Annotated in this window: 17 protein-coding genes, 3 pseudogenes and 1 riboswitch; of the genes and pseudogenes, 12 read left to right on the plus strand and 8 right to left on the minus strand. The window is 46.1% G+C overall.

Annotated features, from left to right (window positions below):
• Nucleotides 1-7: 7 nt before the first annotated feature.
• Both TRNA_RS24080 and TRNA_RS24085 read left to right on the plus strand, forming a co-directional pair.
• Entirely contained in the window at nt 8-1729 is a 1722-nt protein-coding gene (locus TRNA_RS24080) for a pyruvate oxidase (protein WP_003179063.1), read from the plus strand.
• A 215-nt stretch (nt 1730-1944) separates the two neighbouring features.
• Nucleotides 1945-2475 (plus strand): annotated as a pseudogene (locus tag TRNA_RS24085) (lytic polysaccharide monooxygenase); the annotation flags it as partial.
• Between the two features lie 145 nt (nt 2476-2620).
• Here TRNA_RS24085 and TRNA_RS24090 read toward each other — a convergent pair.
• The 6 genes from TRNA_RS24090 to aspA all read right to left on the minus strand — a co-directional run bounded on the left by TRNA_RS24090 (nt 2621) and on the right by aspA (nt 8053).
• Nucleotides 2621-3783 (minus strand): IS3 family transposase gene (locus tag TRNA_RS24090; RefSeq protein WP_085959889.1). Its coding sequence is split into 2 segments (ribosomal slippage): nt 2621-3507 and nt 3507-3783, totalling 1164 coding nucleotides; the frame shifts between segments, so codons are not numbered across the junction.
• A gap of 112 nt (nt 3784-3895) precedes the next feature.
• Nucleotides 3896-4147, minus strand: a complete 252-nt coding sequence (locus tag TRNA_RS24100; protein ID WP_003179067.1) for a hypothetical protein — start codon at nt 4145-4147, stop codon at nt 3896-3898.
• Nucleotides 4148-4218: 71 nt separating this feature from the next.
• Entirely contained in the window at nt 4219-4770 is a 552-nt protein-coding gene (locus tag TRNA_RS24105; protein ID WP_003179069.1) for a GNAT family N-acetyltransferase, read from the minus strand.
• A gap of 54 nt (nt 4771-4824) precedes the next feature.
• Complete coding sequence (locus TRNA_RS24110) at nt 4825-6105, minus strand: Nramp family divalent metal transporter (protein ID WP_003179070.1); 1281 nt, start codon at nt 6103-6105, stop codon at nt 4825-4827.
• 182 nt (nt 6106-6287) lie between these two features.
• Nucleotides 6288-6536, minus strand: coding sequence for a GlsB/YeaQ/YmgE family stress response membrane protein (locus tag TRNA_RS24115; protein ID WP_003179074.1), 249 nt, complete (start codon nt 6534-6536; stop codon nt 6288-6290).
• 95 nt (nt 6537-6631) lie between these two features.
• Entirely contained in the window at nt 6632-8053 is a 1422-nt protein-coding gene (gene aspA / locus TRNA_RS24120) for an aspartate ammonia-lyase (RefSeq protein ID WP_003179075.1), read from the minus strand.
• A gap of 308 nt (nt 8054-8361) precedes the next feature.
• Here aspA and TRNA_RS24125 point away from each other — a divergent pair, with 308 nt between their 5' ends.
• Nucleotides 8362-9546: a macrolide family glycosyltransferase gene (locus TRNA_RS24125; protein ID WP_011197563.1), complete on the plus strand. Its 1185-nt coding sequence runs from the start codon at nt 8362-8364 to the stop codon at nt 9544-9546.
• Between the two features lie 25 nt (nt 9547-9571).
• Here TRNA_RS24125 and TRNA_RS24130 read toward each other — a convergent pair whose 3' ends face one another.
• Nucleotides 9572-10018 (minus strand): DUF2188 domain-containing protein, encoded by a 447-nt coding sequence (locus TRNA_RS24130; protein WP_011197564.1) that lies wholly within the window; start codon nt 10016-10018, stop codon nt 9572-9574.
• 118 nt (nt 10019-10136) lie between these two features.
• Here TRNA_RS24130 and TRNA_RS24135 point away from each other — a divergent pair, with 118 nt between their 5' ends.
• Entirely contained in the window at nt 10137-10961 is an 825-nt protein-coding gene (locus tag TRNA_RS24135; protein WP_003179078.1) for an EcsC family protein, read from the plus strand.
• 39 nt (nt 10962-11000) lie between these two features.
• On the opposite strand, the gene TRNA_RS24140 is transcribed toward TRNA_RS24135, so the two are convergent.
• The gene (locus tag TRNA_RS24140) at nt 11001-12290 is read right to left on the minus strand and encodes a Na+/H+ antiporter NhaC family protein (protein WP_011197565.1); all 1290 of its coding nucleotides are present in this window, start codon (nt 12288-12290) and stop codon (nt 11001-11003) included.
• A 128-nt stretch (nt 12291-12418) separates the two neighbouring features.
• Here TRNA_RS24140 and TRNA_RS44335 point away from each other — a divergent pair.
• The 8 genes and pseudogenes from TRNA_RS44335 to TRNA_RS24175 all read left to right on the plus strand — a co-directional run.
• Nucleotides 12419-12748: pseudogene (locus TRNA_RS44335) on the plus strand (cupin domain-containing protein); the annotation flags it as partial.
• A 21-nt stretch (nt 12749-12769) separates the two neighbouring features.
• Nucleotides 12770-13135: pseudogene (locus TRNA_RS44340) on the plus strand (YdbC family protein); the annotation flags it as partial.
• 74 nt (nt 13136-13209) lie between these two features.
• The gene (gene gsiB, locus TRNA_RS24150; RefSeq protein WP_011197566.1) at nt 13210-13650 is read left to right on the plus strand and encodes a glucose starvation-inducible protein GsiB; all 441 of its coding nucleotides are present in this window, start codon (nt 13210-13212) and stop codon (nt 13648-13650) included.
• A 221-nt stretch (nt 13651-13871) separates the two neighbouring features.
• Complete coding sequence (locus TRNA_RS24155; RefSeq protein WP_003179087.1) at nt 13872-14912, plus strand: AI-2E family transporter; 1041 nt, start codon at nt 13872-13874, stop codon at nt 14910-14912.
• A gap of 71 nt (nt 14913-14983) precedes the next feature.
• A riboswitch (cyclic di-AMP (ydaO/yuaA leader) is annotated at nt 14984-15125 on the plus strand.
• A gap of 74 nt (nt 15126-15199) precedes the next feature.
• Entirely contained in the window at nt 15200-16444 is a 1245-nt protein-coding gene (locus TRNA_RS24160) for a dicarboxylate/amino acid:cation symporter (RefSeq protein WP_003179089.1), read from the plus strand.
• Nucleotides 16445-16513: 69 nt separating this feature from the next.
• Nucleotides 16514-17440, plus strand: coding sequence for an ABC transporter ATP-binding protein (locus TRNA_RS24165; RefSeq protein ID WP_003179091.1), 927 nt, complete (start codon nt 16514-16516; stop codon nt 17438-17440).
• Entirely contained in the window at nt 17433-18200 is a 768-nt protein-coding gene (locus tag TRNA_RS24170) for an ABC transporter permease (RefSeq protein WP_003179094.1), read from the plus strand. Before TRNA_RS24165 ends, TRNA_RS24170 begins: the two co-directional genes overlap by 8 nt.
• Before the next feature lie 117 nt (nt 18201-18317).
• Nucleotides 18318-18656, plus strand: a complete 339-nt coding sequence (locus tag TRNA_RS24175) for a hypothetical protein (protein ID WP_009330142.1) — start codon at nt 18318-18320, stop codon at nt 18654-18656.
• The last annotated feature ends 100 nt before the right edge of the window (nt 18657-18756 follow it).

The following is an 18756-nucleotide window of genomic DNA, read 5'->3' on the forward strand; positions in this document are numbered from 1 at the left end:
ACGTGATATGGCAAACAAAACCGCAGGAAAAATAGCTGCAGAACTGCTGAAGGAATGGAACATTGATCATGTTTACGGCATGCCGGGCGACAGCGTCAACGAATTTATCGATGAATTGCGGCATGAAGAAAACAGCCTCCGCTTCATTCAAGTGCGTCATGAAGAAACCGCTGCTCTCGCTGCCGCAGCCGATGCAAAGCTGACAGGCAAAATCGGCGTCTGCCTTTCGATAGCGGGCCCGGGCGCCGTTCATCTGCTGAACGGCTTGTATGATGCGAAAGCTGACGGGGCGCCTGTGCTTGCGATTACAGGACAGGTGTCTTCGGATGAAATCGGGAGAGATTATTTTCAGGAGATCGGTCTTGAACGAATGTTTGAGGATGTGGCTCTCTTTAATCAGCAGGTGCATTCGGCTGAAGCCCTGCCAGATCTTTTGAATCAGGCGATCCGTACCGCATACAGCCAAAAAGGGGCCGCCGTTCTGAGCGTATCCGATGATCTGTTTGCAGAAAAGATTAAGCGGAAGCCGGTTTATACGTCTGCGCTTTATATCGAAGGCGATCTTGAACCGAAGAAAAGCCAGCTGATGCAGTGTGCACAATTGATTAACCAGGCAAAAAAACCGGTGATTTTAGCGGGACGGGGAATGAAATCGGCGAGAGACGAGCTGCTCGAGTTTGCAGATAAAGCGGCCGCTCCGATCATTGTCACACTCCCAGCGAAAGGGGTCGTACCTGATCGGCACCCGCATATGCTCGGGAACCTCGGACACATCGGCACAAAGCCTGCATATGAAGCGATGGAGGAAAGCGATCTGTTGATCATGCTGGGGACTTCATTTCCGTACCGCGATTATCTGCCGGAAGATGCCCCGGCTATTCAGCTTGACAACAATCCGGCGAAAATCGGCAAACGGTATCCTGTCACCGCCGGCCTTGTCTGCGATGCGAAAAAAGGGCTTTTTGAACTGACGAAAACAATTGAACGGAAATCGAACCGCGCATTTTTGGAAAGCTGTATACAACATATGAGGAAGTGGCGTTATGAAGTTGAAAAAGACGAACAGGTAGCGACAGAGCCGCTGAAGCCTCAGCAGGTGATTGCAAGACTTGAGGACGCGGTCGCAGATGATGCGGTTCTGTCCGTTGACGTCGGAAATGTGACGGTTTGGACGGCGCGCCATTTTAATATGACCAATCAGGATTTTTTGATATCAAGCTGGCTTGGCACGATGGGATGCGGTCTTCCAGGCGCGATTTCTGCAAAGCTTTCCCATCCGGAACGCCAGGTTGTAGCCGTGTGCGGAGACGGCGGTTTCAGCATGTCTATGCACGATTTTCCGACTGCTGTCAAATACGAACTGCCCATTGTTGTTGTGATTTTAAATAATCAGAACTTGGGAATGATTCAATATGAACAGCAGGAAAAAGGGCATGTTAATTATGCGACGGCGCTCGAAAACGTCGATTATGCCAAGTTTGCCGAAGCCTGCGGCGGGAAGGGCTTCAGCGTGACAAAGCACGAAGAGCTTATTCCTGCTTTGAAAAGCGCCTTTCATTCACAAAAGCCGTCGATTATCGATGTGGCAATTGAAGACGAACCGCCTCTTCCGGGAAAAATATCCTATACACAAGCTGTAAACTACAGCAAATATATGATCAAAAAACTAGTTGAGAAAAAAGAGCTCGACTTGCCGCCGCTGAAAAAAAGTTTAAAAAGGATTTTTTAGTATGATGCCAAGGGAGATCGTCCCTTGGCTTTATAACGGTCAGATGTTAAAATTGAATGGGTAATATTGGAATGGCCGCGTATGTTTTCTTTTTGCATCAAAACCCGTCTCAACACTGTGAAAAGAGAGGGGATTGTAACGTGTATCGTTTGCCAAAAACCACCTTCAGCACCGTTTTCATATTAGCAGCCGGATTGCTGTGGATGTCCATCGTTCCTCAGCAGGCCTTCGCTCATGGTTTTATCGAAAAACCGGGGAGCAGAGCGGCTCTGTGCAGTGAGGCTTTCGGATTTCTCAATCTGAATTGTGGAAGCGTGATGTATGAGCCGCAAAGCCTGGAAGCGAAAAAAGGGTTTCCGCATAGCGGCCCGGCAGATGGACAAATTGCATCCGCAGGCGGGCTGTTCGGCGGAATTCTTGATCAGCAGTCGGAAAATCGCTGGTTTAAACATATCATGACCGGCGGAGAACACACCTTTACCTGGACATATACCGCCCCCCACAATACGAGCCAATGGCACTACTATATCACCAAAAAAGGCTGGGATCCTGACAAACCGCTTAAGCGCGCAGACTTTGAACTGATTGGCGCCGTTCCGCATGACGGTTCCCCTGCATCTCGCAATTTATCTCACCACATTTATATTCCTGAAGACCGCCTCGGGTATCATGTCATACTTGCCGTTTGGGATGTGGCTGATACTGAAAACGCTTTCTATCAAGTGATTGATGTTGATCTAGTGAACAAATAAAGCCTGGACTTTTCTTGATCTGTTTGGAAAACCGATTTGTGAATCAGCGGGTTTTGGTGCAAACAGAGAAAATAAGCGATCAAAAACCCCGGCTCTCCAAAATGAACTGACCCGTTAAAATGAGACTTAGAAAAAACACCTATGCTGCCTGTCCCCTGTATTCCAGTGGGGACAGGTAGTTTAATTTTGCCTGAATTCGTACATGATTATATCGATACATGTATTGATTTACAATTTGTACTACTTTAGAATTGGATATAGATGCTCTACTTTGAGCGTTAAATCCTTCCGACTTTAGCGAGGAGTGAAAGGATTCAATGACGGCATTATCATGGCAGTTTCCTTTTCGAGACATGCTTGTGGTAATGCCTTTTTCTTTGGCCAAATTCTGATATGCATGTGAAGTATAGACAGATCCCTGGTCGCTATGAAGAAGTAACCCTACTGGTTTACGTAATTCTACAGCTTCCCTCAATGTGTCTAATACTAGGTTAATATCTTGGCTCGTACCTATTTTGTAAGCCACTATTTCGTTGTTATATAAGTCCATAATCGTTGATAAATATAACATAGTCGAGCCATAAGGTAAGTAGGTAATGTCGGTTACCCATTTTTCATTTAATCGGCTTGCTTTAAAATTACGATTGAGAGTGTTCGGCACAATAATATTACTCTCACCACAAATGTACTTTTGTCGCTTCTTCTTAACTTGACACTGAATCTCAAACTTTTGCATAATTTTTTGTACAGTTTTGCGGTTTACATTTATCCCATACTTTCTGTTTAAGATGGATTTAATTTTACGATGACCATAGTGATAGAAGTTTTTCTTACACAGCTTGATTACTAGCTCTTCTAATGAAGTTAGCTCAACTTTTTTATACTTCTTTTTCCAACGGTAATATGTTGACTTAGGTATGCCTAATACTCCAAGAATATCAATTATTTTAAAAGTGGCTGAGAGTTCTTCTACAACTTGGACAATGACTCGTGGCTCCAACTCCTTTCGATCTCCTGGTACTTTTTTATAATTGCCAATTGAGCCTCTAGCTGTTTATTCTTTAGTTTTAATTCTTCTAGCTCACTCATTTCCTCCGATTCTTTACCGTAGGAATATTGTTTTCCAACTTGTTGCGAAAATCGATAGGTTTGGCCTGTTTTGTACCATCGCATCCATGTTTTAATTTGAGTCTTATTTTTTATCCCCAGTTGTTCCATTATTTCTTTGTTTGTCATTCCAGCTTGTTTCATTTTAATTACTTCCCATTTTACTTCTTCTGCGTAATGTACTCTTGTGCCCATAGAAAAACACCCTCCTAAGAATCATATTGTATTAATACGATTCAGGGGGTGTTTTTTCCTTGTCTCATTTATTTGGGTCTCTCCAAAAACATGCCGGGGTTTTTGAGATTCGTTATTTCTTTTTCTTCATTGCGGCAGCCATAAACGGCAGCAGGGTGCCGAACAGCATCGTACCGCCGAAGAAATTCCCGAGGTAAGGCTGTCCGATCAAGTAGCAGACGGCAAATACAGCCGCAGCAAGAACGATCATGATGTAGCCTGGATAAAACCTTTTTTTAAAACTTGTCCGCTGGGTAACCCGGAAAAATATCAGCCCGATGACGAGCGGGACAATCCATAGATAAAACAGTATAAATACTTTCATGTTCAAAACTCCATATTTTTTAATCTATCATACCAGATTGCGGCGTAAAATGCGTGTGACAAATCCCGGACTCATTTGCTGCGGGCCTCATATTCCTCTTTCAGAAGCCCGTATACGAAATGGTCGGCGAAGTGGTCGTGGAGCCACTCGCATTGTCTGAGGCAGCCTTCTTTCGTGAAGCCGAGCCTTTCCGGAATGGCCTGGCTTTTTACGTTTTGAACAGCGGCCCTGATTTCAATCCGGTTTAAATCGTATTCGCTGAAAAGCGTATCGATCAGCGCCCGGCAGGCATCCGTCATCATTCCTTTTCCTTGAAAAGGCTCCCCGAGCCAATAGCCGATCGAAGTCGTGCGGTTGATCCAGTTAATGTAATGGAGTCCGATGATTCCGGCAAATTGGCCTTGATGCCATATTCCCGCTTGAAACCCGTTGTTTGCAGCGGCCTGTTTCATGCTTTCTTCGATAAAAGCTTCGGTATCTTCCAGCTGCTTTGTGCCGTCCACCCAAAACAGCCATTTCCGCAACACATCTTTAGACTGTTGGATCTGCATATAAACGGCCCTGGCATCTTTTGGTTCGAGCATTTTTAAATACAGATCATCACGTACCATTAATTTAAACATCCAGAATCCCCCTTTTTCTCAGTATAATATAAAAAAGCCGACCGAGGCCGACTTTTAACCAGAAAATGTATCGTAAATCAGGAAAATATTGAGGGCGACGATTAAGGCAGCGATCAGCCATGAGACGGCTGTTATCCACTTTGCATTTTTCAGGCTCCCCATAATGCGTTTATTGCTCGTAAATAAGATAAGCGGGATAAGGGCAAAGGCGATGCCGAATGACAGGACGACCTGGCTCAAGACAAGAGCGGTTGTCGGATTCACCCCTGAAGCAATAATAGCGATCGGCGGCAAAATCGTAATGAACCGTCTTAAATAAAGCGGAATCCTGAAATTAATGAAGCCCTGCATGATAATATCTCCTGAAAGCGTTCCGACAGACGAACTTGATAAACCGGCTGTTAACAGGCCGACGCCGAACAATACGGCGGAAAGCGGACTGACCATGCTGCTGAAGTGGCTGAAGGCCACATCAAGGTCTTCGACGAAAATGCCGTTCTTATAAAACAGTGCAGCGGCTACGATCAGCATGCTCGCATTGATTGCTCCGGCAATCAGCATGGCGATCAAAATGTCGATGAACTCAAAGCGGAATATCTTTTTCTTTTCCGCTTCCGTTTTTCCGACCACTCTTCGCTGTGTGAGAGCGGAATGAAGATAGATGGCATGCGGCATCACCGTCGCTCCCAAGATTCCCGCCGCCAGCAGGATGCTGTCAGCACCATCGAAGCGGGGGACAAACATGCCCTCCAAAACCGATCCGATATCAGGTTTTGCAAAAAACGTTTGAAAGGCAAATGCGATCACGACGATGAAAAGCATTCCTGTTATCGCCGCTTCAAGCGGTCTGACGCCGCGCCTTTGCAGTTCCAAAATGGCGAAAGATCCGGCGGCAGCAATAATCGATGCTTCAAGCATCGGTATGCCGAACAGCAAGTAGAGCCCGAGAGCAGCTCCGATAAATTCGGCCAAGTCCGTCGCGATCACGACAAGCTCTCCCTGAATCCACAAGCCGATGGAGACCGGTTTGGGGAATTCTTCCCGGGCGACTTCGGGCAGGTTTTTACCCGTTGCAATTCCCAGTTTGGCTGACAATGACTGAATCAGCAAAGCCATAATATTTGAAAAAAGGATTACCCATAAAAGCAAGTAGCCGTATTTCGAACCAGCCGCGATATTTGTGGCGAAATTGCCTGGATCAATATAGGCTATAGCCGCGATAAACGCCGGACCCAAAAAAGGGAGCAGCCTTTTGAAGCCTTTGCTTTTTCCATCCAGTGCATCTTGGGCTTCTTTTGATATTTGCGAGTGTTTGGACAAATCGTGACTGACCATTTTATTCACCTATATTCTCAGTTGTTTTTCCTTGTACATAAAAGTTTCCTTAGTGCAAATTTATATCATCATCATATGCCCGCAATGATCAATTGTCAACCATAAGATGCTATAGTATATGCGAGAATGGTTTCGGCCAAACAAAAAAACCAGCACCGCTTTCGGGCGATGCTGGCTGGAAGTTATGCTTGAGAACCCATTCTTCCGCGGAAGATCAGGTTTAAAATGAAGACGAGAATTGCGGCTCCGATAATCGCCGGAAAGATGGCGAATCCCGCAATATCAGGCCCCCACGTACCAAACAGCCCGTGGCCGATCCAAGCTCCGATAAAGCCGATGACCATGGAGCCCGGTGCACCGTGGCCTCCGATTGCACCTCCGATTAATCCGATGACAATGGCTACGATTAAAGAAACGAGAAATCCTAACATTGTCTTTCCACCCTCTTTCAATTGATTTATATTAAATGTTTAGCCCGTCTCGGGCGTCTATAAACGCTTGAAAGCATATTGAGAAAGACGGATGGCTATTCCTCGAGAAGCGAAGCGCCTGCGATGCCCGGATGCGTCATTTCATAAGGATCCAGAATGAGATCCAATTCTTCCTCTGTTAAAACATCATGGAGCAAACACAGCTCGCGCACTGATCGTCCTGTGGCGATCGCTTCTTTCGCAATTCGTGCGGCGGCTTCATAGCCAAGGTGCGGATTGACAGCCGTAATGGTCCCTACGCTTTTTTCAACGAATTCCTTCAGCCTGATCTCATTCGCTTCAATCCCGGTGATGCAGTAATCGGTAAATACGCGAAATCCGTTGTTCATGATTTTAATCGACTGCAGCAAATTAAAGACAAGCACGGGCTCCATCACGTTTAACTCAAGCTGACCCGCCTCTGATGCAAGGCAGATGGTATTATCGTTGCCGATCACCTGAAATGCGATCTGGTTCATCAGCTCAGGCATCACCGGATTTACTTTGCCGGGCATGATGGAGGAGCCGGGCTGGCGGGGCGGCAGCCGGATCTCGGCTAGACCTGCCCTCGGGCCAGACGCCATTAAACGTAAATCGTTGGCGATCTTGGACATGTTCATCATGCCGACTTTCAAAGCAGCCGATACTTCTGTGTAGGCATCCGTGTTTTGTGTGGCATCGACAAGATGGTCTGCGCCGGTCAGCTGATAGCCGCTAATATCTGAGAGGTGCGCGACAACGTTTTGAATATATCTCGGATCGGCGTTCAAACCTGTGCCGACGGCCGTGGCCCCCATATTGACTTCATAGAGATGATGCTGCGACTGCCTGATCCGCTGAATATCGCGTTCGATCACCCGGGAGTAGGCTTCGAATTCCTGGCCGAGCCTGATCGGGACGGCATCCTGAAGATGGGTGCGGCCCATTTTAATGACTGAATCGAATTCCGCCGCTTTTTTGCGGAAGGCATCCAACATATGCTCCATCGTCGATAAGAGCCGTTTTAAGTGATTCAATGTGGCCAGATGAATGGCTGTCGGAAACACATCATTCGTTGATTGGGCCATATTGACATGTGTGTTCGGACTTAAATGGAAGTAATCCCCTTTTTCTTTCCCTAAAAGTTCTAAACCTCTGTTTGCGATAACTTCATTCGTATTCATATTCATTGAAGTGCCGGCGCCGCCTTGAATGGGATCGACAATAAAATGCTCGTGCCAGAGCCCTTCCGCTATTTCGCCGGCAGCTTTTACGATGACTTCGCCAAGCTCTTTATATAAACGTTTAATATCCATGTTGGCGAGAGCCGCCGCTTTTTTGACCATTGCCAAAGCTTTAATCAGCTCTTCATCAATCTGATAGCCTGTAATCGGAAAGTTCTCCACGGCTCTCATGGTTTGTACGCCGTAATAGGCGTCAACGGGAACTTCTTTTTCACCTAGAAAATCCTTCTCGATCCTGGTTGCTTTCGTATCCATGGCAAAACCTCCGTAGGTTGTTTCTTATGATGTATTGTGCCTCGATCCGCCATGTTTTAATTTGCTTTTAAAAAAAGGAAAATCGTCTTCCGACATGGGGCTGTCAAGTAATAAAAAGCCTGTTTTATCTAATGACATACGCTCATTTGCATGCCAAAAAAATTTAAAGGAAAGATATGAAGAAACAGACAAATGGTCAAATAATTATGTTTATTTATTATTAACTTAATTAAATTTCTTTACTTCATTTATCTATTTGTAGTAAATTTCCTTATATAAAATTTTCGTATGAGAAAGGAAGATCTATGATGGGACATGTACTGATGATTAATTTCCCGGGGGAAGGGCACATCAATCCTTCTATCGGCGTCACAAAGGAGCTGCAAAGGCGAGGGGAAAGCATCGTATATTATGCAGTTGAGGAATACGCTGAAAAAATTAAAAAAACAGGCGCAGAAGTCCGTTTATACCCGGATTTCAGAGAGGTTCTATCACCCGGGAAGAAAAAAGAAAAGATGGACTTTGCCGAAGTGGTTTACAATATGTCAAGTAAAGTCAATGAGATCGTTCAGTTCATCTACCGGGAAGTCAAGAGTGAATCTTATGATTATGTGATATATGACCATCACTTCTTAGCGGGGAAAATTATTGCTGAAATGCTTGAGCTGCCGAGCGTTTCGTTATGCACGACATTTGCAATGGACGAGCAGTTTGCAAAAACGTTTACCCCGCAAGGCGACCTTGAAAGCTCGCCTTATTTTGAAAAATTGAAAGGATCCCTCGGCGAATTAAGTGAGCGGTATCCTGTCAGTCTCGACAAGCCGTTTGACGTATTCTCCTGTCCGGGGGATATCACGATTGTCTTTACTTCCAGAGCGTTTCAGCCTCATGCCGAACGATTTGGAAGTGACTATTTGTTTGTAGGGCCGTCGATTGCGAGCAGGCAGGATCCGGGAAGCTTCCCGTTCGCCGAGCTGGAGGGGGAAACCGTCATCGTGATCTCGATGGGCACGATCTTTAATCAGCAAAAAGAGCTGTATCATATGTGTATCGAAGCGCTGAAAGACTTTGACGGCAAGGTGGTCATGTCTGTCGGGAAATCAACGGATCCTAGGGATCTCGGCAGCATACCGGATCATTTTATCGTGAGGCCGTATATCCCGCAATTGGAGGTTTTGAAACAAGCTGATGTATTTGTCACACACGGCGGTATGAACAGTACAAATGAAGGCCTTTACTTTGATACACCGCTCATCGTCATCCCGATGGGGGCAGACCAGTTTTTCGTCGCTGATCAGGTGGAACGTACAGGCGCCGGGATCAAGCTGGACAAAAATGAACTTTCCCCGGCTGTTTTACAAAAAACGATTAAAGATATGCTTGAAAACCGCTCCTATAAAGACGACGCCGCCAAAATCGGCCGCTCGCTCCGCAATGCCGGCGGCTATCAAAAAGCAGCGGATGCCGTATTGGAGTTGGCGGGGAGAAAGTAAGACGCTCCAAAAACGGAGCGTCTCGCTAGTTCATCCTGATCTTCCGCTCAACACTGCCGTCTTTTTTATGGACGACGACGGCGGTTCCTTTATTTTCGGCGATTTCTTTCGCCCGTTCGACGGCTTCTGCTTTTGTATCCTTTACTTCGCTGGCCCGCTTAGCGTCTTCGGCTTTGACTGCCCAGCCTTTTTCATGTTTGATGACATGCTCGCACTTTTCCGCAAGCTCCGGCCTGCTGCTCGAACCGCTGTCACCACGTTTTGTTTCATCGGCTTTTTCTGCATAGGATTTAAGCTCGCTTTTGCTTCTGTTATCCGCCCATTCCTTCGCCTGACTCGTCGCAATCGGAATTGCCCGGCTTTCGTCGTATCCTTCGTCAACCATCGCATTCGCAATTTCAATAGCTTTCTTTTTCACCGGTTTGTCCAAATGTTTCAATGAAGCAGGATAGTCTTCCATTGACCATGGCATTTGGCCATTCCTCCTTTTTCATAAAGTTTTACCCGCTGGATGCCGATCAAAAAACACGGATTCATCAGATGAATCATTGTATACTATAAAAAAACACAAATGAGAGGGCGAACCTTCCGTGCGCTACGACAAAACAGATTTGGAAAACGAACTGAAAAAAATTGAAAAATGGGAAAAGGAACAGCAGAAAGCATGGTTTTGGGAAAGGATCGGCCGGCTGCCGTTCAAAGTTCTGGACAAGCTTACGCCGGCATTCATTCAAGATAAAATCGGCCTGCTGCTAGACGAAATCGGCGGCTTTATTCAAAATGGAGGCCAATATTTGACGTCCGAAAAGCATCTGATCCGCCAGTTTCAAAAAAAGCTGCCGGATGAAACGATCGAAACGATTGAAGATATTCAATGGGCTCCTTTGGAAGTGATGGATCAAATATGTGAAAATCTCGGGAAAAACAGGGCGAATACCGCAGCAGTCCAAGGAGCGACAACCGGTGTGGGCGGCTTGTTCACGCTTGCCGTCGATATTCCCGCAATCCTCGGCCTTTCTTTAAAGACATTGCAGGACATCGCGGTATCTTACGGCTACGATCCTAAAGAAAAAACGGAGCGGATGTTTATTATTAAATGTCTGCAGCTCAGCGCTGCTGATATTGTCGGGAAAAGGGCGATCATTCAGGAACTCAGCCGATACCATCAACCATCAGGCTCCCGTGAAAATATGATTTCGCAAATTCAAGGCTGGCGGGAAGTTGTTTATACATACCGCGATTCTTTCGGATGGAAAAAGCTGTTTCAAATGGTGCCAGTAGCAGGAATCCTTTTTGGTGCAATCTCAAATCGTTCGATGGTGAACGGTGTTGCCGAAACAGGGATGATGATGTATAAAAAGCGGCGCATCATGGAAAGGCTTGCGGAGCTGGACGCGACAGAAACAGAGGGATAAAAAGGCTGCCGTTTGATAACGGCAGCCTTTCTTATAGAGTTACGCTTTTTCTGTAAAGCGAGGCAGTCTGAAGATAATCGCGCAAATGCCGCAGACGCCGATTAAAATCGGATAAAAAGAATAAGGAAGGATGCTGATAGGCGATATTTTCGCGATTTGTGCAGCTGACAGCATTTGTGCACCGTAAGGAATCAATCCTTGAACCGCACAGGAAAAAATATCAAGGATGCTCGCCGATTTCCTGTTGTCGATTCCGTACCTGTCAGATAAATCTTTTGCCAGCGGCCCCGCTGTAATGATGGCAATCGTATTGTTGGCCGTCGCCAGGTTTGCCGCGCTGACAAGGCCGGCAATGCCCGCTTCAGCTCCTTTTTTTGAACGGATTCTCCGCGATACAAATTGAAGGAGAAACGCGATCCCGCCGTTTCGCTTCATCATTTCCGCCATTCCGCCAATCAGAAGCGATAAAATGATCAGTTCAGACATCCCGCCGATGCCTTCGGTTATCGCCGTCAAATACGTATGAAGCGTCAGGCTTCCGTCGGAAATTCCGATTACCCCGGCTAATACGATGCCGCCGAAAATAACGGCCATAACATTAAATCCGAGAAGGGCAAATATCAGAACCCCGAGATACGGCAGCACCTTCACCCAGCTGTAAGTCCCGGCTTGTGCTCCGGGATGCCCTCCGGCTGAGAACACCATCAGCAGAATGACCGTGGCAACCGCGGCAGGCAGAACGATCAGGAAATTCGTTTTAAACTTGTCCGACATTTTCGTCTTTTGAGTGCGGACAGCGGCAATGGTCGTATCGGAAATAAATGATAAGTTATCGCCGAACATCGCGCCCCCCACAACCGCAGCAACCGAATATGCCGCCGGAACGCCGATTTCAGCGCTAATCCCCGCTGCGATCGGAGCGAGCGCAGCAATCGTTCCGGTTGACGTGCCCATCGACACAGAGATAAACGCAGCGATGATAAATAAACCGGCAACCATAAACTGCCCCGGTACAAATGAAAGCGCGAGATTAACGGTTGATTCGACGGCCCCCATCGCCTTTGCGGCTGATGAAAACGCTCCGGCCAAAATAAAGATCATCACCATGATCATTATGTCGGGGTGCCCGGCGCCCTTCGCAAACCACTCCGTCTTTTGGCTGAGCTTCTCCTTCCTGTTCATCGCCAGTGAGACAACCGATGCCGCAAGCGCCGCGGCCACGATTGGCAGGCTGTAAAAGTCGCCTGTGATCAAGCCTGATCCAACGAATAAACAAACAAATAAAAACAGCGGCAAAAGCCCTGAGGCTTTTCCGTTTTGATTTTGCATGATGTACACCTCTTCTGTAGGTTCAAACCGTTTTTTCACCAATATCCAACACTTTAAAAGGCGCACGCGCAAAAGTCAAATGGTAAAATAAGTTCTGGAGAAAATCAAATCAAAAGCGGGGGAAGCCGATGGATCGCAAAACGAATCTTCTTGAATTGACAAAGGAAGTCGCAGAAAAGCACGCCAATTTTCTTGTTTCGGAAGTGAACGACCATTGTATGCGAATTGCCGTTTTGGAGGGCGAATACGTATGGCATATCCATCCCGGCTCAGATGAACTGTTTATTGTTTTGGAAGGGGAGCTGTTGATCGATTTTCAGGATCGCCCCACAGAAGTTCTGAAAGCGAATGATTCCCTGCTGATTCCGAAAGGCGTCATTCACCGGACACGCGCTGATGTCAGGTCGGTTAACCTTTGTATAGAAAAAACTAATGCGGAAACCGTCCCGTTCGCGGAAGGGAATGTGCTGAAGCTGATACGGTGCAAATCAGCCGAACAAAAGCTTCAAGCATTCAGCGAGGCGCAGGCCAAATGGGCTCCGCTGCAAAACGTCAGCGGATTCATCAGGCAGTGGGGCGGATGGATGGAAACAGAAGACGGGCCGGAAGCCGTCGTCCTGGCGCTTTGGAAATCGAAGCACGATTATTTGAACTTTATGGCGGAACATCATGATGAGATATATGAAAGAACGCATCAGAAAGGCACATTCGAATCCATCAACATTACGCTGTTTGAAGATCCTGCCGAGATATCTGAAACGCTGCAGAACAATACGCCGGCTCCGGTACCGGAATGGACGGTAATGGGCAGCGGACGATTGCGCGATCCACACTCTCTTTCGTGAATGTGCTATTTGTGTTTACTCTTTTTGAAATGTGGAATGTAAAAACCATAACACTTCAAAAGGAGGAATCAAAAATGGCAAACAATAATGACGACAACAAAATGAGCAGGGAAGAAGCAGGCAGAAAAGGCGGAGAAAAAACAAGCCAAAACCATGATAAAGAATTCTACCAAGAGATCGGTCAAAAAGGCGGAGAAGCTACAAGCCAAAACCATGACAAAGAATTCTACCAGGAAATCGGCGAAAAAGGCGGGGAAGCCACAAGCCGCAACCATGACAAAGAGTTCTACCAGGAAATCGGCGAAAAAGGCGGAGAAGCCACAAGCCGCAACCATGATAAAGAATTCTACCAAGAAATCGGTGAAAAGGGCGGAGAAGCCACAAGCAAAAACCATGACAAAGAATTCTACCAGGAGATCGGTAAAAAAGGCGGAGAAGCCACAAGCCGCAACCATGACAAGGAGTTCTATCAAGAAAACGGCGAAAAAGGCGGACGCCAAAGAAGAAGCGGTTAATGTGCGGTGAAGAGAGGGGCTGACAAACAGCCCCTCTCTTTTTATGAAGATGCCTGCCGCTGCCGCTTGAACGCCCATATTAAATTATTATAAATTATTGATCTTCTGAAGAGATTTCCGGTCTGTTTTGTTATATAATTTACAGATGATGCATCAAATTGTAGTTATAAAAGTTTGAATGCTAAAAGTTAAGGACTAAAGTACTGGTGGGAGTGTACCGAATGGCAGCGTTGATTAAATTTTTTCAGCATCCTGGGGTCAGGCGTTTTTCAGTTTTTGTTGTATTGGCGGGGGTTTTATATCTGTTCCGCAGCATGATGAATCTCATATTGCTCACATTTATCTTTACGTTTTTGATGAACCGTCTGGAAAATGTGATCCGCGGTTTTTTAAACCGCTTTATTAAAGTCAGCCAGAGACTGATTATTTCTTGTTTGTATGCGGCTCTTGCCATCGCGCTTTCGATCGGCGGTGTGGTCTATTACCCCGTAATCGTCACCCAGATTCAGCAGCTGATCAAACAAGGAAAGCATATCGCTTCTCACCCTGACAGCATTCCTTTTCTCGATATGATCACCGGTATGTTCGGCGATATCAATTTGACATCCTATTTGGAAAAGGGTCTTAACTTTATCTATACATATATCACGGATATCAGCACGTTTGGCCTGCAGGTGGTTATGTCATTGGTTCTCAGCATGTTCTTATTGATCGAAAAAGACAAAGTCATGAGCTTAATGGATAAATTTAAGACGAGCAAAATAGCTATTTTCTACGAGGAAATTGCTTACTTTGGGAAAAAATTCACGAGAACGTTCGGCAAGGTGCTTGAGGCTCAGTTTATTATCGCCACCATCAATTGCGCACTGACGACCATTGCCCTCGCCATTATGGGTTTTCCTCAGCTTTTCGGCCTTGCCGTCATGGTGTTTTTCCTCGGGCTGGTTCCGGTCGCAGGCGTTGTGCTCTCCCTTATTCCGTTAAGCATTATCGCCTACAGCATCGGCGGAATCGCTTATATCGTATCACTGGTATTGGTCATCATGATCGTCCATGCGATAGAGGCCTATTTCCTCAATCCGAAATTGATGTCCGCAAAGACGGAGCTGCCGATTTTCTTCACGTTTATCGTGCTGATTTTTTCTGAACATTTTATTGGGATTTGGGGTTTAATTATCGGTATTCCAATATTTGTTTTCCTGCTTGATATACTTGATGTTACAAATCAGGAGAAAAACCGAACAGCAGGCACACGAAAATAGCATATATTTGTAAATCGAAAAATTCGGTTTACATATTTCGAATTTTCAGGTATAACTGTTATATAACGAAATAGCGCCACACGTTTAATCCTTTAGTAGGAGTGGGGGACCCGATCATTTGGGGTGAATTTTTCTGTTCCCGTGCGAACCGAAAGACGGACATCTCTTCGTCCGAACCCGTCAGCTAACCTCATCAACGTGAAGAGAGTCATGTGGAACCAATTTTAATGGTAAAAGCCCGTGGGAGATCTCTCATGGGCTTTTTTTAGAAAGGGGAGATATGTTATATGAAGTTAGCAACAAAAATTATTATCGCTCTATTGCTCGGTGCAGTCGTCGGTATTATACTGAACGTCACTTCACCGGATTTATTCAGCAAGCTTAATACATTTTTATTCGGGCCGCTCGGCACGATCTTCCTTAACTTAATCAAGATGCTCGTTGTACCGATTGTTTTCTTTTCTCTGACTTTAGGGGTAGCAGGACTTGGAGATCCAAAGAAATTGGGCAGAATCGGTGCCAAAACGATTTCTTTCTTTTTAATAACTACTGCAATTGCCATTATTATCGGACTTGTTTTAGCGTTGGTCATCAAACCTGGAACGATCGGAACATATGATACAAGCGCTGCGGAATATTCAGCCCAGAAAGCGCCAAGCATTTCTGACACGCTTTTGAATATCATTCCGACAAACCCGGTTCAGGCAATGGCTGAAGGAAATATGCTGCAAATCATTGCTTTCTCCATTTTGGTCGGTCTCGGAATTACGATGCTGGGCAAAAAAGCGGACGCTCTTCTCAAAGTGGTTGAACAGGGTAACGATCTGATGATGTACCTGGTCAATCTTGTCATGAAGTTCGCGCCGTACGGTACGTTCGGCTTGATTGCCGGGGCAATCGGAAGCCAGGGCTGGGACGCCATTAAAGCAATGGGGCTTTATATGATCGTCGTTATTCTGGCGCTGTTCATTCATACCATCGTCACATACGGCGCAGCGATTGCGCTTCTGGCAAAGCGGAACCCGCTCACATTCTTTAAAGATTTTTCAGAGGTTATGCTTGTTGCCTTCAGTACGTCCAGCAGCAACGCGACGCTTCCGGTTTCGATGGATGTCGCTCAAAGAAAGCTGAAAGTTCCAGAGCCGATCTCAAGCTTTGTCCAGCCGCTCGGAGCTACGATCAACATGGACGGAACGGCGATCATGCAAGGGGTGGCAACAGTCTTTATCGCTCAGGTGTACGGCAATGACCTGTCGCTCACACAGCTGTTGATGGTTGTTCTCACGGCAGTGCTTGCCAGCATCGGAACAGCGGGTGTTCCGGGTGTCGGACTCATTATGCTCGCCATGGTTCTTCAAACAGTTGGCCTTCCAGTTGAGGGAATTGCGCTAATATTGGGAATTGACCGACTTCTGGACATGATTCGTACGGCTGTCAATACAACAGGCGATGCAGCATGTGCGGTCATCGTCACCGAGACGGAAAAGAAACACGGCAAAATCGAAGCCCCTCATAGTGAAGTGTCCGTGTAACTTAAGAAATGATATAATCAAACAGTGCCTTTTCGGCACTGTTTATTTTTTTGGAAAGAGGAGGGGGCTATGACAAAGCAGCCTGTTTTACATATAGAAAATGTTGATAAAATCATAGACGGCAAAACGATATTGAAAGATATCCGCTTAACGGCGGATGAAGGGGAGATCATCGGTCTGCTTGGTCCGAACGGATCAGGAAAAACGACCCTCATCAAATTGATCACCGGTTTAATCAAAATGAAGAGCGGATCAATTGTCATAAACGGCTTTCCGATTGACCGCCAATTTGAAAAAGCGATCCAGTCCGTCGGAGCCATTGTAGAAAATCCTGAATTCTATCCGTATCTGACAGGCTATGAAAATCTGAAGCACTATGCAAATATGCACGCTGGAATCGGACGGGAAAGACTGGAGGAAGTCATCAGCAGAGTCGGCCTTGAAGATGCCGCAGAAGACAAGGTCAAAACATACTCGCTTGGAATGAAACAGCGCCTCGGTATTGCCCAGGCGATTCTTCACCGGCCAAAACTGCTGATTTTGGACGAGCCGACGAACGGATTGGACCCGGCGGGAATGAAAGATTTCCGCGAACACTTGCGTGAACTCGCCGAAGAAGAAGGAACGGCGATCCTGTTTGCGACTCACTTGCTGAAGGAAGTGGAAGATTTATGCGACCGGGTCGTCATCCTTCAAAAAGGGAAAATCAAATCAACTGTCGTCCTTAATCAAGCGGACGAGAAACAGGAAAAGGCGATGCTGGAGGTACAGCCTCATGACAAAGCGCTTCAGTGGCTGAAAGACCAAGGATACGAAGCTCGCACCGAAAAAGGCCTGCTTGCCGTAAAGGTGGAGAAAGCGCAAATTCCGGCTTTAAATCAACAGCTTGTCGCCAATGATATTGACGTCTATTCGATCGCTCCGTTTAAGCAGTCTCTTGAGGATGAATATATGGCGCGGACGAATGGAATAGAAGAGAGGAATGCTGATGTTTAAACTGATTCAAAACGAGCATGTTAAATTGCTGAAGCGCAAAGTAACATTTGTATCGCTGGCGCTGATTGTAGTCTTTCAATTTCTCCTCGCGCTCATCACCAAAAGAATCCTGATGGGCGCCGGGGCAGAGGATCATTTTATCGGCTATTTTTCATTCACCCCAAACCTGAATATCCTCTTGCAGGGGCTTTCGATTGTGGTGGCGGCTTCAATTATATCCTTTGAATATGATAAAAAGACGATCAAGTTTTTGCTGATCCGCCCTGTCAGAAGAGAAAAGATTCTCGTTTCTAAATACGTGACGAGCGTGCTCGCAAGCATTTGGCTTTTTATTATTTACTACGGATTTTCTATATTGTTCGGCCTGCTCTTTTTCGGCGTGAAGCTCGACGAAAAAGCGGAGCCGCTCTTTATCAATACGGTGAAAATGATCGGGACGCAGTGGTTTGAAGTATGGATGATGGTTTCATTTGCGTTTTTATGCTCGGCATTATTCAAAAGCAGCGCGCTCAGCATCATGGTGTCGATTGTCGTGCTGTACGGCGCCAAAATGCTTGTGACGATTATGGCGTATTTGGAAAAGCCGCTCGGCAAGTTTTTATTGTTCGCCAATACCGATTTAACGCAGTACGCCGGAGAGGCAAAGCCGCTTTTTGCCGGGATGACGCCTTTATTCTCGCTCTTCATCGTCTTTATCCATCTCGTGTTTTTTCTCGGAACGGCATGGTGGGGCTTTTGCAAACGCGATATGAAGGTATAAATAATTGTCCAAAGTGTGACAAAAGGAATGACATTTTTGTGAAATATGTCGTAATTACCGTGTGAATCTCCTATTCTCAATTATAATTTTAGGAAGGGAATGGGGGATGAGACATCTATGAAAAAGTTTATTACGGCGTTGCCGATTGTATTGCTGCTGTCATTTTCATTTGTTTCTTTTGCCTTTAACTTTGATCATCTCGTATATTTTAGACTTGCGCTCGGACTATTTTCGCTTGCAGGTTTGTTTCTGTTATATAAATTGAAAAACGGCGTCCGCCTCTTTATGGCATACCTTTATGGAAGCTGGATCGTGCTGGCCGGAATCGCCGCATATGAAGAACCGCTTTTTTCCGATTTCTTCTTCGGCGGCCTCACGATCACGATGGGCTACTTAACCTACATGCTGATTTATCTCGGTATGAAGGTTGACCGCCGCGGCGGTCAAGCCGTTTAGTCAAAAGCGCACCTCGCTGAAGGTGGGCTTTTTTGTTTTGCCAAGGCTATCATTTGCACAACGAGCCGAGAACGAACTATAATACTTATTAAATCTATCG

This window comes from Bacillus licheniformis DSM 13 = ATCC 14580, assembly GCF_000011645.1.
Taxonomy (GTDB): Bacteria; Bacillota; Bacilli; order Bacillales; family Bacillaceae; genus Bacillus; species Bacillus licheniformis.